Genomic DNA, 14,532 nt, shown 5'->3' on the forward strand with positions numbered 1-14,532 from the left:
GGCATCATGGCGGGGTGACGCACGGATCCCTCACCGACTACACGCTGCCCGCTCCCGCCCCGGCGGACGACGACGGCGTCCCGCGCGCCGTCGCCCTGATCGGCTCCACGGGCTCGATCGGCACCCAGGGCCTCGACGTGATCGCCCAGGACCCCGCCCGGCTCCGGGCCGTCGCGCTCGCGGGCGGGGCGAACACGACCCTGCTGGCCGAGCAGGCCGTGCGCTTCGAGGTCGAGGCGGTGGGCTCCGCCGCGGCGGGACAGGAGGAGCTGCGGGCCGCCCTCGCCGACGCCGCCGCCCGCCTCGGGCGCCCGGCCCCCCGGCCCGTGCTGTTCACCGGTCCGTGCGCCGCCGAGGAGATCGCCGCGTGGCCCGGCGCCGACACCGTGCTGAACGGGATCACGGGCTCGATCGGCCTGCGGCCCACCCTCGCCGCGCTGCACGCCGGCCACCGCCTGGCCCTGGCCAACAAGGAGTCGCTCATCGTCGGCGGGGCCCTCGTGAAGGCCGCCGCGGCACCAGGGCAGCTCGTGCCGGTGGACTCCGAGCACTCCGCGCTCGCGCAGGCGCTGCGCGGTGGCACGGCGGACGAGGTCCGCCGCCTCGTGCTCACGGCCTCAGGCGGGCCGTTCCGCGGCCTGGACCGCGCCGCCCTGCACGCCGTCACGCCCGCCCAGGCCCTCGCCCACCCCACGTGGGACATGGGCCGCGTCGTCACCACCAACTCCGCCTCCCTCGTGAACAAGGCCCTCGAGGTGATCGAGGCCCACCTGCTGTTCGACGTGCCCCTGGACCGGATCGACGTCGTGGTCCACCCGCAGTCCGTGGTCCACTCGATGGTCGAGTTCGTCGACGGGTCCACGCTCGCCCAGGCCTCCCCGCCGGACATGCGCCTGCCCATCGCCCTGGGGCTGTGCTGGCCGCGCCGTCTCCCGGGCGCAGCCCCGGCCTGCGACTGGACGCGGGCGGCCACCTGGACGTTCGAGCCCCTCGACGAGGAGGCCTTCCCCGCGGTACGGGCCGCGAAGGAGGCGGCGGCCGCCTCGCCCACCCACATGGCCGTGTTCAACGCCGCCAACGAGGAGTCCGTGGACGCCTTCCACGCCGGCGCCCTGCCCTTCGACGGGATCGTGGACACGGTCCGCGCCGTCGTCGCCGACTATGCCCCCGAGCACGTGCTCGCCGAGGCCGGCCACGACCCCGCGCCGACGGGGCTCACCGTGGATGCCGTGCTCGCCGCCGAGGCCTGGGCGCGCCGTGCGGCGCGGGCCCGCTGGTGACCGTCGTGGAGATCCTCTGGTACGTCGCGGGCGTCCTCGCGGTCGCGCTGGGCCTGGCGGTCTCGATCGCCCTGCACGAGGTCGGCCACCTCGTCCCGGCCAAGCTCTTCGGCGTGCGCGTCACGCAGTACATGATCGGCTTCGGCCCGGCGCTCGTCTCGTGGCGCCGCGGCGAGACGGAGTACGGGTTCAAGGCCGTGCCGCTGGGCGGCTACGTCGCGATGATCGGGATGCTGCCCCCGCCGCGGCCCGGGCAGACGCCCCGCACGGCGTCCACGGGCTTCGTCCAGCAGCTGGGCCGCATGGCCGACGACGCGCGGGCCCAGGCCGCCGAGGAGGTCCGCCCCGGCGACGAGCACCGTCGCTTCCTGGCGCTGCCGGTGTGGAAGCGTGTGGTGATCATGCTCGGCGGGCCGTTCATGAACCTGCTCATCGCGTTGGGCGTCACCGCCCTGCTGGTCACCACGGTGGGCACCTCGCAGCCCAGCACCACCGTCGCCGAGGTCTACCGGTGCGTGGTCACGACGCAGGAGCAGCAGGCCCGCGCCGCCTCCGGCGGGACGGAGGACTGCCGCCCGGGCGATCCCGCCGCGCCCGCCCACGAGGCGGGACTGCGCCCCGGGGACACCGTGCTCGCCTTCGACGGGCGGCCGGTCTCCGACTGGGACGCCCTCTCCGCCGCGATCCGGGACCGCGCCGGACAGCCCACGCGGATCGAGTGGGAGCGCGACGGCGAGCGGATGAGCGCCACCCTGACCCCGCGCCTGACGGAACGGCCCGTGACGGATGCGCTGGGCCGGCCCGAGCGGGCCTCGGACGGGACCGTGGCGACCCACGAGGTCGGGTTCATCGGCATGGGCGCGCAGCTCGAGACGGTCCGCGGCACCCCGCTCGACGCCGGCCCGCTCGTCACCCAGCAGGTGCGGGGCGTCGTCGACGTCGTCCTCGTGCTGCCGCAGCGGCTGTGGGACACCGCCGTCGCCGTGGTGACCCCGGCCGAGCGCGACCCGGACGGACCGATGTCCGTGGTGGGCGTCGGCCGGATCGCCGGGGAGGCGGCGGCGCTCGAGCAGGCCACGCTGACGGACAAGGCCGCCCTGCTGCTGTCCCTGCTGGCGGGCGTGAACGTGGCGCTCATGGTGTTCAACCTCATCCCGCTGCTCCCGCTCGACGGCGGGCACGTGGCCGGCGCCCTGTGGGAGGCGGTGCGCCGCGGCTGGGCCCGGTTCACGGGCCGCCCCGACCCGGGGCCGTTCGACCTGGCCCGCATGCTGCCGCTGACCTACGCGGTGGGCGCGGCGATGCTGCTCATGGGCGTCATCCTGATCGTGGCGGACATCGTGGAGCCGGTCCGGCTGTTCTGAGCCCGGTCCGTTCGCCGTGGGCGGTCGGCCCGCGCCCCGGGGCGCCCGCGCGCCTAGGATGGGCCGGAGAACCCGGCGGCCCCGCGCCGTCGACCCCCAGAACCCATGAGGAGCGCCCCCGTGCCCGTCAGCCTTGGAATGCCGTCCGCCCCGCCGCCCGTGCTGGCCCCGCGCCGCACCACCCGGCAGATCCGGGTGGGCTCGGTGGGCGTCGGCTCGCAGCACCCCGTCTCGGTGCAGTCGATGACCACCACCAAGACGCACGACATCGGCGCGACCCTGCAGCAGATCGCCGAGCTCACGGCCGCCGGCTGCGACATCGTCCGCGTGGCCTGCCCCACGGACAAGGACGCCGAGGCCCTCAAGGTCATCGCCCAGCAGTCCACCATCCCCGTGATCGCGGACATCCACTTCCAGCCGAAGTACGTGTTCGCGGCGATCGAGGCCGGCTGCGGCGCCGTGCGCGTGAACCCGGGCAACATCAAGAAGTTCGACGACAAGGTCAAGGAGATCGCGCAGGCCGCCTCGGACCACGGCACCTCCCTCCGCATCGGCGTCAACGCCGGCTCCCTGGACCCGCGCCTGCTGCAGAAGTACGGCAAGGCCACCCCGGAGGCCCTCGTCGAGTCCGCCGTCTGGGAGGCCTCCCTCTTCGAGGAGCACGGCTTCAAGGACTTCAAGATCTCCGTCAAGCACAACGACCCGGTGATCATGGCCCGCGCCTACGAGCTGCTCGCCGAGCAGGGTGACTGGCCGCTGCACCTCGGCGTCACCGAGGCCGGCCCGGCCTTCCAGGGCACCATCAAGTCCGCCACCGCCTTCGGCTACCTGCTCGGCCAGGGCATCGGCGACACCATCCGCGTCTCCCTCTCCGCGCCGCCGGTCGAGGAGGTCAAGGTGGGCCTGCAGATCCTGCAGTCCCTGAACCTGCGTGAGCGCAAGCTCGAGATCGTCTCCTGCCCCTCGTGCGGCCGCGCCCAGGTGGACGTGTACACGCTGGCCGAGCAGGTCACCGAGGGCCTCCAGGACCTCGAGGTCCCGCTGCGGGTGGCCGTCATGGGCTGCGTCGTCAACGGGCCGGGCGAGGCCCGCGAGGCCGACCTCGGCGTCGCCTCCGGCAACGGCAAGGGCCAGATCTTCGTCAAGGGCGAGGTCATCCGCACCGTGCCCGAGGACCAGATCGTGGAGACCCTCATCGAGGAGGCCAACCGGATCGCCGGTGAGATGGACCTGGGGGAGGACGGCGGTGACCAGGCTGCCGCCGGTGCCCCGGTGGTCTCCGTCCACTGACCGGGAGGTCCGGGCCGCCACGGGTGACCGCGTCCGCCTGCTGACCGACGCGGACACCGCCGCGCTCGCGGCCCTGTCCGCCCGTGCCCCCGTGTCCAACGTGTTCGTGGACTCCCTGCTCGAGGCGGGCCGCCTGGCCGGCCCGCGCGGGGGAGCGGCGGGCACCCTGTTCCTCGGGATCGACGACGACGCCCCGGGCGCCGGGGGGCTGCGCGCGGCCGTCTGGATCGGCTCGAACGTGGTGCCGGTCGCCGCGTCCGAGGCCCCGGACGCGGGCTGGGCGCCGGGCGACGCGGAGGCGCTCGGCGCGGCGGCCGCCGCGCTGCGCCGCCGGTACGGGTCGATCTACGGCCCGGCCGGTCCCGTGCTGGCCGCCGGCGAGGCCCTCGCCGCCGCGGGCCACCGGTCCCGGTCCGTGCGCCCCGACCAGCCGCTGCTCGTGCTGGGCACGGCCGGGGGGATCGACCCGAACCCGTCCGTGGTGCAGGCGCAGCCACGCGACTTCGCGCGCGTCCTGCCGGCCAGCGCGGCGATGTTCGAGGAGGAGCTCGGCTTCTCCCCGTTCGCCGGCGGCGCGGCCCAGTACCGGTACCGCGTCGAGCGGCTGATCCAGGCCGGGCGCGTCTTCATCGACCCGGGCCCGCGCGACGCGGGCGGCCCGCTGCGCTTCAAGGCGGACATCGGGCTGCTCTCCTCCCGGTGCGCCCAGATCCAGGGCGTGTGGATGGCCCCCGCCGCGCGCGGCCGAGGGCTGGCGGTGTCGGCGATGGCCGCCGTCGTGGACTACGTGCGCCTCCAGGCGCCCGTGGTCAGCCTCTACGTCAACGCGTACAACACCCCCGCGCTGCGCACGTACGAGCGCGTGGGGTTCGAACGGCGCGGCACGTTCGCGACCGTCCTGTACTGACCCGGCGGACCCTGGGCGGGCGATAGGATCGGCGGTCAGGACGCCGGGCACTCCCGTGCCGGCGTCGTCCCGTCCCGCGCGCCGCCCCCGACCGCGCGAGCCTGTCCGAGGAGGCCCCCGTCATGCCCCTGCGCATGTCCACCCTGTTCCTGCGCACCCTGCGCGACGACCCGGCGGAGGCCGAGGTGGCGAGCCACAGGCTCCTCGTCCGTGCCGGGTACATCCGTCGCGCGGCCCCGGGCATCTACTCGTGGCTGCCGCTGGGCCTGAAGGTGCTGGCCAAGGTGGAGCGGATCGTGCGCGAGGAGATGGACGCGATCGGCGCCCAGGAGGTGCACTTCCCGGCGCTGCTGCCGCGGGAGCCCTACGAGGCCACGGGGCGCTGGGACGAGTACGGCGACGGGCTGTTCCGCCTGCAGGACCGCAGGGGCAACGACTACCTCCTGGCCCCCACGCACGAGGAGATGTTCACGCTCCTGGTGAAGGACCTGTACTCCTCGTACAAGGACCTGCCCGCGTACCTGTACCAGATCCAGACCAAGTACCGGGACGAGGCCCGCCCGCGCGCCGGCCTGCTCCGCGGGCGCGAGTTCATCATGAAGGACTCCTACTCCTTCACGGTGGACGACGCCGGCCTGGACGCCGCGTACGAGGCCCACCGGGCCGCCTACCTGCGGATCTTCGACCGACTCGGCCTCGAGGTCGTGCCGGTGCGGGCCACCTCCGGTGCGATGGGCGGCTCCCGCTCCGAGGAGTTCCTGCACCCCACCGAGGTGGGCGAGGACACCTTCGTCGAGTCCGACGGCGGCTACCGGGCCAACGTCGAGGCCGTCACCACGGTGGCCCCCGCCCCGCTGGACGAGGCCGCCATGGCGGCCCTGCCCGCCGCCGAGGTCAAGGACACCCCGGTCTCCACCACCATCGCCGCGCTCGTGGACGTCGCCAACCAGCTGGCCCCGCGCGAGGGCGAGCCGTGGACCGCCGCGGACACGCTCAAGTGCGTCGTGGTCACCGCGGTGGTGGACGGCGGTGAGCGCCGCCCGTTCGTCGTGGGCGTGCCCGGCGACCGTGAGGTGGACCTCAAGCGTCTCGAGGCCTCCGTGGGCTCGGCACTCGGCGTGGTCGGCGAGCCCACGCTCGAGGCCGCGACCGCCGCGGACCTGGCCGAGCACCCCGCCCTGGTCAAGGGCTACATCGGCCCCGCGGCCGTCGACGCGGTCGAGGGCACCCCGGTGCTCGGCGCGGACGACTCCGTCTCGGGCCTGCCCTTCTTCGTGGACCCGCGCATCGCCCCCGGCACGGCGTGGATCACCGGCGCGAACGCGGACCAGCGCCACGTGTTCGGCCTCGTGGCCGGCCGCGACTTCACGTGGGACGGCGTGCTGGAGGCCACCGCGGTGCGTGAGGGCGACGAGGCCCCCGACGGCTCCGGCCCGCTGCACACCCGCCGCGGCATGGAGATGGGCCACATCTTCCAGCTCGGCCGCAAGTACGCCGAGGCCCTCGACCTGAAGGTCCTCGACGTCCACGGCAAGCAGGTCGTGGTGACCATGGGCTCCTACGGCATCGGCATCACGCGCGCCGTCGCCGCGATCGCCGAGCGCTACCACGACGACAAGGGCCTGGCGTGGCCGCGCGCCGTGGCCCCGGCGGACGTGCACGTCGTCGTCGCCACGAAGGGCGAGGACGGCCTCGCCGCCGCCGAGACGCTCGCCGCGAGCCTCGAGGCCGAGGGCCTGACCGTGCTCGTGGACGACCGTCCGAAGGTCAGCCCGGGCGTGAAGTTCAAGGACGCCGAGCTCATCGGCGTGCCCACCACCGTGGTGATCGGCCGCGGCCTGGCCGACGGCGAGCTCGAGCTCAAGGACCGTGCCACCGGCGAGGCCCGCCCCGTGCCCGTGGACGGGGCCGTCGCGGCCGTGCTCGCGGAGGTGCGCGACGGGCGCTGAGTGGTTCGGCGCCGTCGAGCTGACCGCCGGACTGCTCGTCCTCGTGCTCGCCGCGGGCTTCGCGGCGGGCTGGATCGACGCCGTCGTGGGCGGGGGCGGCCTGCTGCAGCTGCCGGCCCTGCTGCTCGTGCCCGGGCTGAGCCCGATCCAGGCCCTGGCCACCAACAAGCTCGGCTCGGTGTTCGGCACGGCGACGTCGGCGCTCACCTACCGGCGGCGCCTGCGGCAGGACCTGTCCACCGCACTGCCGATGGCCGCCGTCGCCTTCGCGGCGGCCCTGGGCGGGGCCGTGGTCGCCGCGCATCTGCCGGCCGGCGTGATCCGGCCCGTGATCCTGGTGGCGTTGATCGCCGTCGCCGTGTTCACGGCCGTGCGCCCGGGCCTCGGGCAGGTCGCCGGCGTGGGGCCGCGGCGGAGCACCGCGCTGGCCCGGGCCGTGGCGCTCGGCGCGGCGGTGGGCTTCTACGACGGGGTCCTCGGCCCCGGCACGGGCACGTTCCTCATCCTGGGGCTGGTCCTGCTGCTCAAGTTCGACTTCCTGCACGCCTCGGCACAGGCGAAGGTGGTCAACCTCGCGACCAACCTCGGCGCGCTCGCGTACTTCGTGCCCTCGGGGCACGCGGTGCTGGGCCTGGGGCTGCTGCTCGGTGCGGCCAACCTGGTGGGTGGCTACGTGGGGGCCCGCATGGCGATCGCCCGCGGCACCGGCTTCATCCGCGTGGTGTACCTCACGGTGGTGACCGCGCTCATCGTCAAGGTCGGCGCGGACACCCTCGCCCCGCTGCTGCGCTGACCGCGGCCCGTCCGACCCGGTCGGGAGCACTCGGCCCCGCCGTGGGCCGCCGGTAGGCTCGGCCCCGGATCCCGACCCGGCCCCGGCCCGCGTGGCGCGGCGGCCCCGACCCGACGAGTGAGGCACCCCATGGACAGCACCGACCGCCGCGACGACCACGCCGAGCTGCGCACCCGCGTCGAGGAGGCCCTGGCAGCCGACGACGTGGTGGTGGAGCAGGTGCGCGCCACGGGCACCGCCGAGCACCGCACCGTCGAGGTGGTCCTCGACCGCGCCTCGGGCACCTACGGCCTGAGCCTGGACGACGTCGCCCGCCTCTCCGGCCGGGTCTCCGCCGCCCTCGACGCCCTGGGCGACCACGTGCCCGGCGTCGGCGCGGGGGAGTACCTGCTGGAGGTCACCACCGCGGGCGTGGACCGCCCGCTCACCGAGCCCCGTCACCTCGCCCGCAACGTCGGCCGTCTCGTCGAGGTCTCGGTCGACGGCGCCGCGCCCGTGACCGCCCGCCTGAAGGACGTGACGGACGACGACGTCGAGCTGGCCGTGGTGCGCCCGCCCGCGAAGAAGGGCATGAGGGTCAAGGAGCTGCCCGCCGAGCGGGTCGCCCTCGACCGCCTCGGTCCGGCGATCGTGCAGGTAGAGTGGAGCCCCGCTCAGCAGGCCGGCGACGCCGACGCCGCCGCGGGCGAGGACACGGCCGAGCACACGGAGGCATGAGTTGGACATCGACATGAGCGCGCTGCGCATGCTGGAGGCGGAGCGGGAGATCCCGATGGACCGCCTCATCCCCACCATCGAGCAGGCCCTGCTCATGGCGTACCACCGCACCCCGGGGGCCCTGAAGCGCGCCCGCGTGGAGATCGACCGCGCGACCGGCCACGTCACCGCGTGGGCCACGGAGCTGGACGAGGACGACACGCCCATTGGCGAGTTCGACGACACCCCGAACGGCTTCGGCCGGGTGGCCGCCTCCACGGCGCGCCAGGTGATGATCCAGCGCATGCGCGAGGAGGACGACGACAAGGTCCTCGGCGAGTTCAAGGACAAGGAGGGTGAGCTCGTCTCCGGCGTCATCCAGCAGGGCCTGAACCGCCACATGGTCCAGGTGAACCTCGGCACCCTCGAGGCCGTCCTCCCGCCGCCCGAGCAGGTGCCCGGCGAGGACTACGCGCACGGCCGCCGGATCCGCGCCTACGTGGTCTCCGCGACGCGCGGCGCCAAGGGCCCGTCCGTCACGGTGTCCCGCTCGCACCCCGGCCTCGTGCGCAAGCTCTTCGAGCTCGAGGTCCCGGAGATCGCGGACGGCTCGGTCGAGATCACGGCACTGGCCCGCGAGGCCGGCCACCGCACCAAGATGGCCGTGCGCGCCACCCGCCCCGGGGTGAACGCCAAGGGCGCCTCCATCGGCGAGATGGGCAGCCGCGTGCGCGCCGTCATGACGGAGCTCAACGACGAGAAGATCGACATCATCGACCACGTGGACGACCCCGCCGCGATGATCGCCAACGCCCTCTCGCCCGCCACGACCGTCTCGGTGGAGATCCTCGACGCGGACCAGCACTCTGCCCGCGCCGTGGTGCCGCAGTACCAGCTGTCCCTGGCCATCGGCAAGGAGGGCCAGAACGCCCGCCTCGCGGCCAAGCTCACGGGCTGGCGGATCGACATCGTCGGCGACGGGGTCACCACCTCCGCCCCGGGCCGCTGACCGTCCCCGGGAACAGGTCCGGGCCCGGACGCGCTAGGATGGATGAGGTCCTTTCTCGATCCGACGCCCGTGAGGGGTGAACGCATGACGTCTCGGACGGTCGTGCGCACCTGCATCGGATGCCGATCGAGGGCGGATCAGCAAGAGCTGGTGCGCGTCGCCCTGGACTCCTCGACGGAACCCCCATCCGTCGTCTGGGACCCGGAACGACGCCGTCCCGGCCGGGGTGCGTGGTTGCACCCCGGCGAGGAATGCCTCCACCGCGCCCTGCGCCGCCGCGCGTTCGGGCGGGCCTTCCGGTCCGCCGTCGACGCCGACGCGCTGGTCCGCACCGCGGAGGCACCGGCTGACAGACCGACAGATGAAGGCGGGTCAGAGATCTGATGCGTACCCGATGAGCACTGAAGCATGAGTGCCCAGCGATGAACTTCACCCCCTGCTATCAGGCAGGCCGTGGTGCGCGTGCCCTGGTGGCGCGCGCGACGGCCTGGAGCAACGTCAACGGTCCCAGGACGCGCTGAGACGGACAGCCCGAGCGGCTCCCGTTCCGGCCCGTGGGGCCAGAACAGGAGAACCGTGGCCAAGGTCCGCGTCCATGAGCTCGCCAAGGAGCTCGGCATCACCTCGAAGGAGGCCTTGAGCACGCTCAAGGACCTCGGCGAGTTCGTCAGCTCGGCTTCGTCCACCATCGAGCCCCCGGTGGTCAAGAAGCTGCGCAGCGCCTACCCGGGTGCCGGCAAGTCCGCCGCCAAGCCCGGTTCCACGCCCGCCGCCCCGGCCGCGGGCCGTTCCGCCGCGCCGAAGCCGGCGGCCGCCCCGTCGCCGCGCGCCGTGGCCCCCACGTCGGACGCCGGCGCCCCGGCGCCCGGTCCCGCCGCGGGCCGCACCGCCGCGACCAAGCCGGGCGTCGCCCCGACCCCCGGCCCCGCCGCACCGACGCCGGCCGCCCAGGTCCCGGCCGAGCCGAAGGCCCCGCAGCCGTCGGCCACGCCGGGGTCGGCCGCGCCGAAGCCGGGCGCCGCTGCGCCCAAGCCGGGCGCCCCGCGCCCCGGCAACAACCCGTTCAGCCCCAAGGGCGGTTCCGCCGGGTCTCGTCCGGGCGCCCGCCCGGGCGGCCGTGGCGGTGCTCCGCGCCCGGGCAACAACCCGTTCGCCCCCTCGCAGGGCATGCGCTCCGGTCGTGAGGACCGCGCGCCTCGTCCGGGCGGCCCCCGTCCGCCGGCCGGTGCCGGCGGCCCCCGTCCGGGCGGTCCGCGCCCGGCCGCGGGCGCCGGCGGCCCCCGCCCCGGTGGGCCGCGTCCGAACCCGGGCATGATGCCCAAGCAGATCACCCCGGCCCCGCAGCCGGCCCGCGGCCGTGGCCGTCCGGGCGGCGGCCCCGGCGGCGGTCCGGGTCGTCCCGGCGGCCCGGGCGGCCGTGGCGGTCGAGGCAACGCCCAGGGCGCCTTCGGGCGCGGCGGCGGCCCGCGCAAGGGACGCAAGTCGAAGCGCGCGAAGCGCCAGGAGTTCGAGCAGCAGCACACGCGTGAGATCGGCGGCGTCAAGGTCCCCAAGGGCGACGGCACCACCGTCCTGCGCCTGCGCCGCGGTGCGTCCCTGGCCGACTTCGCCGAGAAGATCCGCGCCGACGTCGCCGACCTGGTGAAGGTGCTCTTCACCCTCGGCGAGATGGCCTCGGCCAACCAGTCCCTCGACGAGGAGACCTTCCAGCTGCTCGGCGACGAGTTGGGCTACAAGGTCCAGATCGTGTCCCCGGAAGACGAGGACAAGGAGCTGCTGGAGGCCTTCGACATCGACCTCGAGGCCGAGGAGGCCAACGAGGACGAGGCCGACCTCGAGCCGCGCCCCGCGGTCGTCACCGTCATGGGCCACGTGGACCACGGCAAGACGCGTCTGCTGGACGCCATCCGCTCCTCGAACGTCATCGAGGGCGAGGCCGGCGGCATCACCCAGCACATCGGCGCCTACCAGGTGCCCGTGGAGCACGAGGGCGAGCAGCGTCGCCTCACCTTCATCGACACCCCGGGTCACGAGGCGTTCACCGCCATGCGTGCCCGCGGTGCGAAGGTCACCGACATCGCCGTGCTGGTGGTGGCGGCCGACGACGGTGTCATGCCGCAGACCGTCGAGGCGCTCAACCACGCCCAGTCGGCCGGCGTGCCGATCGTGGTGGCGGTCAACAAGATCGACAAGGACACCGCCGCCCCGGACAAGATCCGCGGTCAGCTCACCGAGTACGGCCTCGTGCCCGAGGAGTACGGCGGCGACACGATGTTCGTGGACGTCTCCGCGCGCAACAACATCAACATCGACCAGCTGCTCGAGGCGATCCTGCTCACCGCGGACGCCGCCCTCGAGCTCACGGCGAACCCGCACAAGGCCGCCCGAGGCGTGGCCATCGAGGCCAACCTCGACAAGGGCCGCGGCGCCGTCGTCACCGTGCTGGTGCAGACCGGCACGCTGCGCGTGGGCGACACCATGGTGGTGGGCTCCGCCCACGGCCGTGTGCGCGCCATGTTCGACGAGAACGGCAACGCCGTGGAGGCGGCCGATCCGTCGCGTCCCGTCCAGGTGCTCGGCCTGTCCTCGGTGCCGCGCGCCGGCGACTCGTTCCTCGTCACCGACGACGAGCGCACCGCCCGCCAGATCGCGGAGAGGCGCGAGGCGGCGGACCGCAACGCCCAGCTGGCCAAGCGCCGCAAGCGCATCACCCTGGAGGACTTCGACCAGGCCGTGGCCGAGGGCAAGCTGGACACGCTCAACCTCATCATCAAGGGCGACGCGTCCGGTGCCGTCGAGGCGCTGGAGGACTCGCTGCTCAAGATCGAGGTCGGCGAGGACGAGGTGCAGCTGCGCGTCATCCACCGCGGCGTCGGCGCCATCACGCAGAACGACGTGAACCTGGCGACCGTGGACAACGCCATCATCATCGGCTTCAACGTGCGCCCCGCCGAGCGGGTCGCCGACCTGGCCGACCGCGAGGGCGTGGACATGCGCTTCTACAACGTGATCTACGACGCGATCGATGACATCGAGAACGCGCTCAAGGGCATGCTGAAGCCGGAGTACGAGGAGGTCGAGCTCGGCTCGGCCGAGGTCCGCGAGGTGTTCCGCTCCTCCAAGTGGGGCAACATCGCCGGTTCGCTCGTGCGCTCGGGCCTCATCCGCCGCAACGCCCAGGCCCGCCTGGTTCGCGACGGCGTGGTGGTCTCCGAGCACCTCAGGATCGAGTCGCTGCGCCGCTTCAAGGAAGACGCCACCGAGGTCCGCGAGGGCTACGAGTGCGGCATCGGCCTGGGCAGCTTCAACGACATCAAGGAGGGCGACGTGATCGAGACCTTCGAGATGCAGGAGAAGCCGCGCGTCTGACGGCCGGGGCGGGGGCCCGCACGGACCCCCGCCTTCCGCGTCCCACCCTCTGAACCATCACCACCGGAAGGAACCGCACCATGGCCGATCCGGCACGCGCCGGCCGCCTGGCCCAGCGCATCAAGGTCCTCGTGGCCGAGGCGCTGCGCCGCGGCGTCAAGGACGACCGCGTGGAGCCCGTCACCGTGACGGAGGTCCGCGTGACCAACGACCTGCAGCACGCCACCGTCTACTACACCGTCCTGGGCGACGAGGCCACGGTGGCCGCCGCCCACGAGGGAATCCAGGACAACCGCGGCATCCTGCGCCGCGAAGTGGGCCGCGGGCTCACCATCCGCCTGGTGCCCACGCTCGAGTTCGTGGCGGACACCGTCCCCGAGGCGGCCGCACACCTGGAGGACGTCCTCCGCGCAGCCAAGGAGCGGGACGCCGAGCTGGCGAAGGCGCGCGAGGGCGCGTCGTACGCCGGTGACGCGGACCCGTACCGCACCGCGGAGCCGGACGCCGACGACGCCCCGCGCGCCTGAGGCCCGCGGCACGGTGAGCGCACGCAGCACCGGGGGAAAGGCCCCCGACGCGCCGGGAACGGAGGCGTCGGGGGTCGTCCTCGTGGACAAGCCGCAGGGGTGGACCTCGCACGACGTCGTCGGGCGGATCCGCCGGCTGGCGGGCACCCGCAAGGTGGGCCATGCCGGTACCCTGGACCCCATGGCCACGGGCCTGCTCGTGGTCGGCGTCAACAAGGCCACGCGCCTGCTGACCGCCATCACGGGCACGGACAAGACGTACACGGCCACGATCCGGCTCGGGCAGTCGACCGTCACGGACGACGCGGAGGGCGAGGTCGTGCAGACCCGGCTGGCCAACGCCGTCACGCCCGAGCGCGTGGCCGAGCAGGTCGCCGCCCTGACGGGCGAGATCCTGCAGGTGCCCTCGGCCGTCTCCGCCGTCAAGGTGGCGGGCCGGCGCGCCTACGATCGCGTCCGCGCGGGAGAGGACGTCACCCTCGACGCCCGCCCCGTCACCGTGCACGAGTTCACGGTGCACGAGCTGCGCCGGCTCGACGGCGGCCGGCTGGTCGACCTCGACGTCACCGTGCGCTGCTCCTCCGGGACCTACATCCGGGCGCTCGCCCGCGACCTGGGCGAGGCCCTCGAGACCGGCGGGCATCTGACGGCGCTGCGCCGCACCGCCGTCGGCCCGTTCGACGTGGCCGACGCGCTCACGCTCGAGGCCCTCGCTGAGCGCTTCGCGATGACCGAGCTCTCCGAGGCCGCCGCCGGGCTCTTCCCGGTGCGCGAGCTGACGGAGCACGAGGCGCACGAGCTCGCCTTCGGGCGGGTCGTGGCGCCCACCGGCACGGGTGAGACGCTCGTCGCCGGGCGCGCGCCGGACGGCCGCGTCATCGCCCTCGTCTCCGACGTGCGCCGCCGCGGCGCCGACGTCGCCAAGCCCCAGCTCGTGTTCGCCCCGGCCGAGGGGCCGGGACAGGGAAGGACCGCATGATCCTCGACGCCTGGTTCTGGACGGGACTGGTGATCGGTGCCGTCTCGTTCGTGGTCTGCGTGGTGATGACGGCGATCCGCCGCCACCCCGCGGACGCCTCAATCCTCTCGGTGGCCGCCGTCGAGGTGTTCACGCTCGTCTACGCGGCGGCCGCCGCCGTCCGTCAGCTCGGCGGGGACACCCTGAACGGCCCCGGCTGGGAGTTCTGGGGCTACATCCTCACCGCCCTGATCGTGCCGGTGATCGCCGTGGGCTGGGCCGTCACGGACAAGACCCGGTGGTCCAACCTCGTGCTGGCCGTGGTCGGGCCCACGATCGCGGTGATGCTGCACCGCATGCAGGTCATCTGGTTCGGGCAGTGGTGAGGAG

At 74.1% G+C, this 14,532-nt stretch carries 13 protein-coding genes; all 13 read left to right on the forward strand.

All coding sequences use genetic code 11. From position 1 onward, the window contains the following. Nucleotides 1–44: 44 nt before the first annotated feature. The gene (gene dxr, locus MLUT_RS15005) at nucleotides 45–1,280 is read left to right on the forward strand and encodes a 1-deoxy-D-xylulose-5-phosphate reductoisomerase (RefSeq protein WP_043055197.1); all 1,236 of its coding nucleotides are present in this window, start codon (nucleotides 45–47) and stop codon (nucleotides 1,278–1,280) included. Next, nucleotides 1,277–2,644, forward strand: coding sequence for a M50 family metallopeptidase (locus MLUT_RS15010; RefSeq protein WP_010079138.1), 1,368 nt, complete (start codon nucleotides 1,277–1,279; stop codon nucleotides 2,642–2,644). Before dxr ends, MLUT_RS15010 begins: the two co-directional genes overlap by 4 nt. A 105-nt stretch (nucleotides 2,645–2,749) precedes the next feature. Further along, nucleotides 2,750–3,934: a flavodoxin-dependent (E)-4-hydroxy-3-methylbut-2-enyl-diphosphate synthase gene (ispG, locus tag MLUT_RS15015; RefSeq protein WP_065423801.1), complete on the forward strand. Its 1,185-nt coding sequence runs from the start codon at nucleotides 2,750–2,752 to the stop codon at nucleotides 3,932–3,934. Further along, nucleotides 3,909–4,841 carry a GNAT family N-acetyltransferase gene (locus tag MLUT_RS15020; RefSeq protein WP_010079136.1) on the forward strand — a complete coding sequence of 311 codons (933 nt, stop codon included), beginning with the start codon at nucleotides 3,909–3,911 and terminating at the stop codon, nucleotides 4,839–4,841. Before ispG ends, MLUT_RS15020 begins: the two co-directional genes overlap by 26 nt. Nucleotides 4,842–4,963: 122 nt before the next feature. Further along, nucleotides 4,964–6,790, forward strand: coding sequence for a proline--tRNA ligase (locus MLUT_RS15025; protein WP_010079135.1), 1,827 nt, complete (start codon nucleotides 4,964–4,966; stop codon nucleotides 6,788–6,790). A gap of 43 nt (nucleotides 6,791–6,833) precedes the next feature. Continuing rightward, the gene (locus tag MLUT_RS15030) at nucleotides 6,834–7,583 is read left to right on the forward strand and encodes a sulfite exporter TauE/SafE family protein (protein ID WP_174260672.1); all 750 of its coding nucleotides are present in this window, start codon (nucleotides 6,834–6,836) and stop codon (nucleotides 7,581–7,583) included. Between the two features lie 129 nt (nucleotides 7,584–7,712). After that, nucleotides 7,713–8,300, forward strand: a complete 588-nt coding sequence (rimP, locus tag MLUT_RS15035) for a ribosome maturation factor RimP (RefSeq protein ID WP_010079133.1) — start codon at nucleotides 7,713–7,715, stop codon at nucleotides 8,298–8,300. Nucleotide 8,301: 1 nt separating this feature from the next. Next, complete coding sequence (nusA, locus tag MLUT_RS15040; protein WP_012750790.1) at nucleotides 8,302–9,288, forward strand: transcription termination factor NusA; 987 nt, start codon at nucleotides 8,302–8,304, stop codon at nucleotides 9,286–9,288. 84 nt (nucleotides 9,289–9,372) lie between these two features. Continuing rightward, the gene (locus MLUT_RS15045; protein ID WP_231936577.1) at nucleotides 9,373–9,672 is read left to right on the forward strand and encodes a YlxR family protein; all 300 of its coding nucleotides are present in this window, start codon (nucleotides 9,373–9,375) and stop codon (nucleotides 9,670–9,672) included. A gap of 192 nt (nucleotides 9,673–9,864) precedes the next feature. Continuing rightward, nucleotides 9,865–12,657: a translation initiation factor IF-2 gene (gene infB, locus MLUT_RS15050; protein ID WP_012750791.1), complete on the forward strand. Its 2,793-nt coding sequence runs from the start codon at nucleotides 9,865–9,867 to the stop codon at nucleotides 12,655–12,657. An 80-nt stretch (nucleotides 12,658–12,737) separates the two neighbouring features. Further along, nucleotides 12,738–13,184: a 30S ribosome-binding factor RbfA gene (gene rbfA, locus MLUT_RS15055; RefSeq protein WP_010079129.1), complete on the forward strand. Its 447-nt coding sequence runs from the start codon at nucleotides 12,738–12,740 to the stop codon at nucleotides 13,182–13,184. Nucleotides 13,185–13,197: 13 nt separating this feature from the next. After that, the gene (gene truB / locus MLUT_RS15060; RefSeq protein ID WP_080555869.1) at nucleotides 13,198–14,163 is read left to right on the forward strand and encodes a tRNA pseudouridine(55) synthase TruB; all 966 of its coding nucleotides are present in this window, start codon (nucleotides 13,198–13,200) and stop codon (nucleotides 14,161–14,163) included. Then, entirely contained in the window at nucleotides 14,160–14,528 is a 369-nt protein-coding gene (locus MLUT_RS15065) for a hypothetical protein (protein WP_010079127.1), read from the forward strand. The genes truB and MLUT_RS15065 overlap by 4 nt, the downstream gene beginning before the upstream one ends. Nucleotides 14,529–14,532 lie beyond the last annotated feature (4 nt).

It is taken from the genome of Micrococcus luteus NCTC 2665, assembly GCF_000023205.1.
GTDB lineage: Bacteria > Actinomycetota > Actinomycetes > Actinomycetales > Micrococcaceae > Micrococcus > Micrococcus luteus.

What these genes read in the sequence shown, in the direction of transcription:
- rbfA (WP_010079129.1), top strand. Translation starts at nt 12,738, where the DNA reads ATGGCCGATCCGGCACGCGCCGGCCGCCTGGCCCAGCGCATCAAGGTC.
- rimP (WP_010079133.1), top strand. Translation starts at nt 7,713, where the DNA reads ATGGACAGCACCGACCGCCGCGACGACCACGCCGAGCTGCGCACCCGC.
- ispG (WP_065423801.1), top strand. Translation starts at nt 2,750, where the DNA reads ATGAGGAGCGCCCCCGTGCCCGTCAGCCTTGGAATGCCGTCCGCCCCG.
- MLUT_RS15065 (WP_010079127.1), top strand. Translation starts at nt 14,160, where the DNA reads ATGATCCTCGACGCCTGGTTCTGGACGGGACTGGTGATCGGTGCCGTC.
- MLUT_RS15045 (WP_231936577.1), top strand. Translation starts at nt 9,373, where the DNA reads ATGACGTCTCGGACGGTCGTGCGCACCTGCATCGGATGCCGATCGAGG.
- MLUT_RS15025 (WP_010079135.1), top strand. Translation starts at nt 4,964, where the DNA reads ATGCCCCTGCGCATGTCCACCCTGTTCCTGCGCACCCTGCGCGACGAC.